Below are 5,894 nucleotides of genomic sequence, written 5' to 3' on the forward strand. Positions count from 1 at the left end.
CCCCCTTGATAAAACAAAACGTCCCGAAAAGCAGTTCATTACCACTTTTCGGGACGTTACTTTTAAACGTGTTACCACCCGAGTTTAATTAAGCCTCACAGCTTAATCCTCAATAGGTACTAGCATACCCAGGCCTAATAACGAGACCAAACCGCACGATAGCTCATCAACTAACTCACCATCATGATTCACTCCAAGACCATCTTCACTACCACTAGTTAGACGGAATCTCATCATTTCCCGCTCTCTGTATCAACTAATTAGTAATTACTCATCTTTTCTTAGTGATTTATCATTTAATTGCCATTATAGTATAATACTTGGCCTATAAAGTCAACTCATTCTAACCCTTATTCAAGAAATGCGCTAAAATTAGAATATTAACATAAAGGAACGGTGATGCAATGCAAACCAACTCAAAAAAGCAAATCCTAATTAACACAATAATCGTTTTGATTTTGGGGCTAGTGCTCGTTAAAGTTTATTGGCCAGAACTGGTCTTGCTTTTTCATCCATCAGCAGTTCACCAAGCCCAGCTAATTAGTATTGTTCATCATCATCAAATAATGGATATCATTCTATTAATCACCGTCATTGCAGTCCTTTGTAGCATTCCCGGTGCCCCAAATTCCGTGGTTTGTATTTTTACCGGTGCTTGTTTTGGACCGCTAGGTGGTTTCCTTATTAATTGGTGTGGTAATATTCTTGGCAATGGTTTTGTTTTAACCCTTGTTCATCATAGTGGGGTTACCGATCGCTTTCGCCACCGTCGCGCTTTTACCTACTTATCACGACAACGTTATCCCCTTCTCGGTCTGGTGATGGGGTTCAGTGTACCGGTCATCCCCAATTTATTGGTCAATTGTGTTGCCACTGTTCTTAAAATTTCTAAACGGAATTACTTCTTAGCAGTTAGTTTAGGAACATTACCAATTGCTTTTCTTTATGCTTATGGTGGTCATGCTTTGTTCTCACTAGACATCAAGAAACTTATCCTCGTGATCACTATATTCATCCTTCTTTGTGTCCTGTATGGTTTAATTAAAATATTACGAAAAAAGCAAGTGCAAAAAAGGTGGTGACGTCCACAACGTCATCACCTTTTATTCAATCTTAATTATTTAAGTTAATTTTAGTACCAACCATGTGACTGCCAGAATGATTGAGCAGCAGTCCATGAACCATAACGACTAGCCACGTACTGGTCGGCTACTCGTTCCTGATTAGCAGCTGAGTAATCACCATTCAAGTAAGAAGCGGAAAGCTGGTACTTGCCAATGTATTGACCATTAGCAGCAGAGTAAGAACCGCCAGATTCATGACTGGCAATCCATGCTTTGGCAGCAGCTTCACTACCACTAACGGTACTTGTTGTTTGAGCACCGGCATTATTAGTCGATTGCGTCTTAGTAGCCGTGTTTTGACTAGTAGCAGCTGGCAAGGTAGCTACCTGATGAGCAGTTGCCGGTGCAACTTCACCATCATCTTTGATAACCAATTTCTGACCAACATAAATAACATCCTTATTAGCAATGTTATTATTGTTTGCCAGCGTATCAACAAAGGTTAAATCATGGCCTAATTTATAAGAAATTCCGGAAAGGGTGTCCCCTGCCTGAACCGTATAAATTGAATCAGCGTTGGCAGTTGTTGCGGTAGCGATGGTCCCCAATGCTACGGCACCAGCAATAGCTGCTGTAATCTTTGCGGCTTTCTTAGATAACTTCATTAAAAATCAATCCATCCTTTATTCCAATAGTAATAGATAACGATCAATACTGATCGCCTCAACACTTTCTACTATACTAGTTTGTTTTTACGGACGGGTTACCAGGAGTTATCAATTCACCGTCATCTTCGTAACAATTTGTAATAATCTGTAACTAATGTAATGTTTAGGCTTGCCATGGCTTTTTTAGCGTCAGCGATTGAAGAAGATCTCGTTGGTGCTGGCGATTTTCCTGCCGATGACGACGCCGGGTCTGATATCCCGCAGTCAGTGCCCGTTGTTCATCGTCCTGGGGAACCACCCGATCATAAGCAATTTTCTTAGTCGGATCTTGAATAACATAGGTCATAAAACAGGTAAAGCCTAAGAAGCGTTTACCGGTCATCAAATGTTCACCAATTACTTTCACGAAGACTTCTAAAGAGCGGTGCCCAACACCGGTAACGTATGCTTCCATGCACATTGAATCTTGCAGCTTAAATGGCCGCAAAAACTGAACATGGTCCATTGCCGCCGTGACCACTGTCGAACGGGTAACCCGCATTGCGGCCACTGAAGCTTCACCATCAACTAATTTTAGAATCTGGCCACCAAACACCGTTCCGTGTTCATTGAGGTCCGCATTAAAGACCCGGTGCAAAGAAACTGCTAATGTATCATTGCAATTAATTTTCATGTTTTAACCCCTTACATTGTGATTATACTAGTATTCTAGCACACCTAGCTTACGTGCTTGATCTGAAATTTTTATAATATTTTTTAATTTTTTTATCATTTTTCTCTAAAAATACACTATAATGGGTTCAAGCCTGAATAGATGAAAGGATTGATGGTACAGATGACGACAAAGAACAGTCAAAAGATTCAAGGTCAAGCACTGTATGCTAACGCCGATCGTGGCGTCGTTACCCTGAATCTTAGTAAAGCTTACTATAACGACCTTTATTCACTAGTTAACAGCAATGAATTCTTTGACATCGTTAAGCTTTACCTGGACTCACTCAATTTAGATTACGATGAAGACGATTTTGATAATGCCACTCCAGAAGAATACGTGACAGTTCTTAAAAAGATCTTAGTCAATGATAAGGATGCATATGCTGACTACAAACGCGAAGACATTCTGGCCAGCATTGAAGCTCTTTATTCATACTACCGTTCCTTGTTACGGGTTTCCGTAGTTAACTACAATAATAATAAAATTGCTGGCAACGAGTATAAAGTAATTGACACCCATTTAAATGAACTAGTTCGAAAGTTCTACCGGGTTGTCGAAGAGAAATTACAAGGCTTTAAGAACCGTACTTACCGGCAAGTCAATGCTGCTACTAATGCTGCTATGCTGGTTGAACCACATAATTGGCCAATGCCAAAGGGTTATGAAGTACTAAAAGATATTGACTTCATCAATTCCGTAGCATTGCGCCCACCAATGATGCTTCACACCAAGAGTAATAAACGTGAAGGTGTCTTTACAGCTGTCGATGAAAACCCAATTAAACGTTTTCATGGTAAAAGGGGACAATGGTATTGCTATCCAGCTAAGATTGGTACCAGTCTTGCTTACATTTACTTCAACGTTGACTACCTAGTCAATGGGATTGCCCTTTCGAACCTATTTGAACTGGCATCCCCAGCTGAAGTGGAAGGTCATAAGCCAGACCAGATCGTCCTCTTTGGGCTCGAAAAGACTGAAGGAATGGTTTCCCACTATTACCACGATACCGAAAACAATATCTGGATCGGTGAAGTTCCATACACCGATAAGACGACTTACTTCGGCTACATGAAGAAGATTTGCCTGACTGTTCATAATTTACACCAGATTTATAATGGTAAATTACCAATTCATGGTTCCATGATGCGAATTCACTTCACTAATGGTAAGGAAAAGAATGTTGTCTTCTTTGGAGATTCCGGTGCCGGCAAGTCTGAATCCATTGAAGCACTCCAAGAAATTGCTGATGATAAGATTGTGGACATGGAAACAATCTTCGACGACATGGGCAGTTTCGCCATTGGTAAAAATGGTCAATTATACGCCCAAGGAACTGAAACCGGGGCCTTTGTTCGTCTTGATGACCTCAGTTCTGCCGTGGCCTTCAATAACATGGATCGTGGTGTCTATCTCAACCCTGAACGAAAGAACGCTCGGGTAATTATCCCAGCTGATACCTATAAACGTGTTATTGCACACCACCCTGTTGATATGTGGCTCTATGCTAATAACTACAGTAGTGAAGTTGGCCTTCACCAGTTTAAGACTGAAGATGAGGCTAAGAAAGTCTTCTTAGCTGGTAAGCGGAAGGCTCTTGGCACAACCGATGAAGTCGGTATGAGTACCACCTTCTTTGCTAACCCATTTGGCCCACTTCAGGAACAAGAACGAACGAAGCCAATTATTGACAAGGTCTTCAATAAGTTCTTTAAAGACGGTGTCTACGTTGGTGAAATTTACACTCACCTAGGCAACGATAAGTCCAAGGAGGCTCTTCACGAATCTGCTCGTGAACTGCTTGACCTGTTGATGAACAACTAAAACAATGATCATTAAAGGGACCCGCTGATAATTATCAGCGGGTCCCTTTTGGGTTTAAATCCAATATTATTATTTCCAATACTTCTTTTTGAATTGTTCACGGCCACCAGCCTCTTGGGCCGCAAAATGATCTGGATGCTTTTGATAAAATTGCTGGTGGTAGTCTTCAGCTAAATAGAAGGGCTGAGCATTCTCAATTTTAGTAACGATCGGATCTGTAAAGAGGCCACTTTCTGCTAGTCTCTTTTTAGAAGCTTCAGCAATCCGCCGTTGTTCATCATTTTTTACAAAGATAACGGGGCGGTAATTATCACCCCGGTCCTGGAACTGGCCCATAGCATCAGTTGGATCAGTTTGATGCCAATAAATTGTCACTAAATCATCATAAGAAACTACATCCGGATCAAAAGTAATTCGCACCGCTTCGGTATGACCAGTTGTACCAGATTTGACTTGTTCATAAGTTGGGTTAGCAACGTGGCCACCAGTGTACCCAGATTCCACTTTTTTAATTCCCGGATAGGTATCGAACGGTTTCACCATGCACCAAAAGCAACCTCCTGCAAAAATTGCTGTATCAAGACTCATTTTTCTTACTCCTTTCACTAATAATTGTTATTTTCGTCCGTAAATTGGCCATGCGGCTTCTTGACCACCGTGATAGGTCTTTTCAATTGCCTGCTTAGTGGCTTCTGTCTGGTAAGCCGCAACCACTTTCCGATAAGTCGGGTTATTTTTATTCTTAGCCTGGACCGCAATGATATTGACATATGGTTTAGCTTGCTTATTAACGGGCTCTAGATAAATTGCATCCTTTTTCGGTTGAAGGTTAGCAGCAACGGCATAGTTGCCATTGATAATCGCAGCATCAACTGATGGCAAGGCCCGTGCAGTTTCAGCTGGGTCAACTTCCTTAAACCGTAAATGCTTAGGATTGGCAGTAATATCGTTAAGGGATGGTTTAATCCCACTATTACTCTTAACCTTAATCAACCCTGCCTGCTGTAAAAGATTCAATCCTCGTCCCAGTGTGGTCGGTTCATTTGGAATAGCGATAGTCGCCCCATCTGGCAAATTTTTAATATGTTTATATTTTTTAGAATAGACACCCAGTGGTGAAATTACGGTATTACCGATGCTAGCTAGATGAGCATGTTGACTCTTGTTATAGGAGTCAAAGTAATACCGAGTCAGACAGGAATGCATGTCAATTTTTCCTTCCTTCAAGGCAACATCTGGCTGAACATAGTCATTGAAAGTGACATACTTAATATTAATATGTTCCTTTTTAAGCCGTGCCCGCACATTATTCCAGACCGGTTCAGAGTCAGTCCCCACCAATCCTAAACGAACTGTTCTCGTTGCCGATTGTTCATGCCGTTGATAGATTAAGCCACCAAGCCCAATTACTATAATTAGGACAATAATAATTCCAATTAACCAATTTCGCCGTTGACGACGTTTTCTTCTTTGCATTCGCAATTCCCCCCTTGATAAAACAAAACGTCCCGAAAAGCAGTTCATTACCACTTTTCGGGACGTTACTTTTAAACGTGTTACCACCCGAGTTTAATTAAGCCTCACAGCTTAATCCTCAATAGGTACTAGCATACCCAGGCCTAATAA

The 5,894-nt window shown here is 41.2% G+C and carries 6 protein-coding genes and 1 other annotated feature; of the genes, 2 read left to right on the forward strand and 4 right to left on the reverse strand.

Features of this window, described 5'->3' with window-relative positions; all coding sequences use genetic code 11:
* Window positions 1-46: 46 nt before the first annotated feature.
* Window positions 47-292: a binding site (T-box leader), on the reverse strand.
* 112 nt (window positions 293-404) lie between these two features.
* Entirely contained in the window at window positions 405-1,082 is a 678-nt protein-coding gene (locus tag ACEYV4_RS08915; RefSeq protein WP_373842942.1) for a TVP38/TMEM64 family protein, read from the forward strand.
* 50 nt (window positions 1,083-1,132) lie between these two features.
* On the opposite strand, the gene ACEYV4_RS08920 is transcribed toward ACEYV4_RS08915, so the two are convergent.
* Window positions 1,133-1,729, reverse strand: a complete 597-nt coding sequence (locus tag ACEYV4_RS08920) for a LysM peptidoglycan-binding domain-containing protein (RefSeq protein ID WP_373842943.1) — start codon at window positions 1,727-1,729, stop codon at window positions 1,133-1,135.
* A 166-nt stretch (window positions 1,730-1,895) separates the two neighbouring features.
* Entirely contained in the window at window positions 1,896-2,405 is a 510-nt protein-coding gene (locus ACEYV4_RS08925) for an acyl-CoA thioesterase (RefSeq protein ID WP_373842944.1), read from the reverse strand.
* Window positions 2,406-2,567: 162 nt separating this feature from the next.
* Between ACEYV4_RS08925 and ACEYV4_RS08930 the strand changes: the two genes are divergently transcribed.
* Entirely contained in the window at window positions 2,568-4,268 is a 1,701-nt protein-coding gene (locus ACEYV4_RS08930; RefSeq protein ID WP_373842945.1) for a phosphoenolpyruvate carboxykinase, read from the forward strand.
* A gap of 69 nt (window positions 4,269-4,337) precedes the next feature.
* Here the strand turns inward: ACEYV4_RS08930 and msrA are convergent, their stop codons facing one another.
* The gene (gene msrA, locus ACEYV4_RS08935; RefSeq protein WP_373842946.1) at window positions 4,338-4,856 is read right to left on the reverse strand and encodes a peptide-methionine (S)-S-oxide reductase MsrA; all 519 of its coding nucleotides are present in this window, start codon (window positions 4,854-4,856) and stop codon (window positions 4,338-4,340) included.
* Between the two features lie 27 nt (window positions 4,857-4,883).
* Window positions 4,884-5,744, reverse strand: a complete 861-nt coding sequence (locus ACEYV4_RS08940; RefSeq protein ID WP_373842947.1) for a MetQ/NlpA family ABC transporter substrate-binding protein — start codon at window positions 5,742-5,744, stop codon at window positions 4,884-4,886.
* Between the last annotated feature and the right edge of the window lie 150 nt (window positions 5,745-5,894).

This window comes from Limosilactobacillus sp. (assembly GCF_041859915.1).
Classification (GTDB): Bacteria; Bacillota; Bacilli; order Lactobacillales; family Lactobacillaceae; genus Limosilactobacillus.

Bases quoted from the DNA above. Each gene is read 5' to 3' on its own strand.
- ACEYV4_RS08915 (WP_373842942.1), top strand. From the start codon at position 405: ATGCAAACCAACTCAAAAAAGCAAATCCTAATTAACACAATAATCGTT.
- ACEYV4_RS08920 (WP_373842943.1), bottom strand. From the start codon at position 1,729: ATGAAGTTATCTAAGAAAGCCGCAAAGATTACAGCAGCTATTGCTGGT.
- ACEYV4_RS08925 (WP_373842944.1), bottom strand. From the start codon at position 2,405: ATGAAAATTAATTGCAATGATACATTAGCAGTTTCTTTGCACCGGGTC.
- ACEYV4_RS08930 (WP_373842945.1), top strand. From the start codon at position 2,568: ATGACGACAAAGAACAGTCAAAAGATTCAAGGTCAAGCACTGTATGCT.
- msrA (WP_373842946.1), bottom strand. From the start codon at position 4,856: ATGAGTCTTGATACAGCAATTTTTGCAGGAGGTTGCTTTTGGTGCATG.
- ACEYV4_RS08940 (WP_373842947.1), bottom strand. From the start codon at position 5,744: ATGCAAAGAAGAAAACGTCGTCAACGGCGAAATTGGTTAATTGGAATT.